The sequence below is a fragment of the Clostridium sp. genome, assembly GCF_036569345.1.
In the GTDB taxonomy this organism is placed as follows: domain Bacteria; phylum Bacillota; class Clostridia; order Clostridiales; family Clostridiaceae; genus Clostridium_AD.
Genome location: NZ_DATCQT010000208.1, coordinates 1 through 1,512 on the forward strand (window position 1 = coordinate 1; position 1,512 = coordinate 1,512).

At 33.0% G+C, this 1,512-nt stretch carries 2 protein-coding genes; both read left to right on the top strand.

The window, feature by feature from the left end; translation table 11 throughout:
• Positions 1–1,287, top strand: a 1,287-nt coding sequence (locus VIM70_RS21925; protein ID WP_349257522.1) for a pLS20_p028 family conjugation system transmembrane protein, incomplete at its 5' end; no start/stop codon positions are given.
• A gap of 36 nt (positions 1,288–1,323) precedes the next feature.
• On the top strand, positions 1,324–1,512 hold a 189-nt coding region (locus VIM70_RS21930; protein ID WP_331947905.1), incomplete at its 3' end, for a hypothetical protein.

Consider the following 1,512-nt stretch of genomic DNA (forward strand, 5'->3'; position numbering starts at 1 on the left):
AAAATAGCAACAGATACAGATGGGAAGTTAACTACAGAAAAGCTTAACCAAGGATGGATGACATTTTGGAAAGAATATTATTATAGATATAATATTAACTTCTTAAATATTATTGTGTCACTTGGAGTAATTGGTGCAACATTAGCATTTACATGTTTTAAGTTAGCAAAAATGATTTTTGAACTTGCTTATAATAAATTTCTAGCTATTATTGTAGCTCCAGTTGATATTAATGACGGACAGAAAACAAAACAAATACTACAAAATATAATGTCAACGTTTATAGTGACTTTTTTAATAGCTGTGTTACTTAAATTCTATGTCTTGTTTAGTGCACTATGTGCAATAACACCAGGTATAGAAGGCGTAGTTTTACTTGTAGCAGGGTCTTTTGCAGTAATAGACGGACCTAATATGGTAGAAAAGCTATTTGGAATAGACGCAGGACTTCGGGACGGATTTAAAACAATGGCAGGAGCATACATGATAGGTAGCACTGCTATGAAAGGTGCTAAGAATATTGGTAAAACTGCAAATAGTATTGCAGGTAGTGCTGGCAAGATGGCAGGCTCTACATTTGGAGCAGGCGCTGGTATAGCAAGTGGTTTATATAAAGACATGGATAAAGATAAGGCTAAGGATAAGAAAAATGCAGATGCGAATAAAGCAAAATCTATATATCCTGGTATGGCTAAAGATAAGGCTAAGGGAAATGAAGATTTAAACAAAGGAAATGTTGTTAATAGTAGCACTGACAATTCTAGTAAGAATGCCGGAATTAGTAGTCCAGAAGGTAATACTAAAGGGAATGGTAGCCAAGGGCACCAATCTATTTATGATGAAATGGGTAATGCTGATGGGAAAAGCAGTATTAATGACAATGGTAGCCAAGAACACAAATCTATTTATGATGAAATGAATGGTTCTAGTGGTAATACATCCGAACCTAGACAACCTATTTCTAATAATGGTGATAATCAAGTGGGTGAACAACCTAGTTCAAATAGAAATATTTCAGATAATACCCCCGAACCAATTAATAGTAGTAATGGCAGTGAAAAGAATGAAACAAGTGGACATAATGTACCAAATAATACACCGGAGCCTATACATCCAAATAACGATAAGTCTTCGTATCAAATGATTCGTCAACAGCAAAAAGATAAAATAATTAAAAAAGTTCAGAATAATCCTATTGTAAAACAAACTATGGAATCGTATAATCGAGGAAAAAACATAGGTCAGAGTATACGAGAGGAAAAAAACAATAAAAATAAATCAGTGTAGCTCAGGCTACACTAGATATAGGGAGGAAGTCGAAAAATGATGAAAAATAAAACTAATAAATTGATAGTAATAATAGCAGTTGTTTCATTAGTATTTAGTATTACTGGATGTGGTAGTTCTACAGCCAGTAATACTAAAAGTGAAAAATTAGCAGTAACAAAGGAAAATGTACAAAAAGTTTTTAGTGAACAATATAACTTAAGTTCTATTGACGTAGATTGGGGA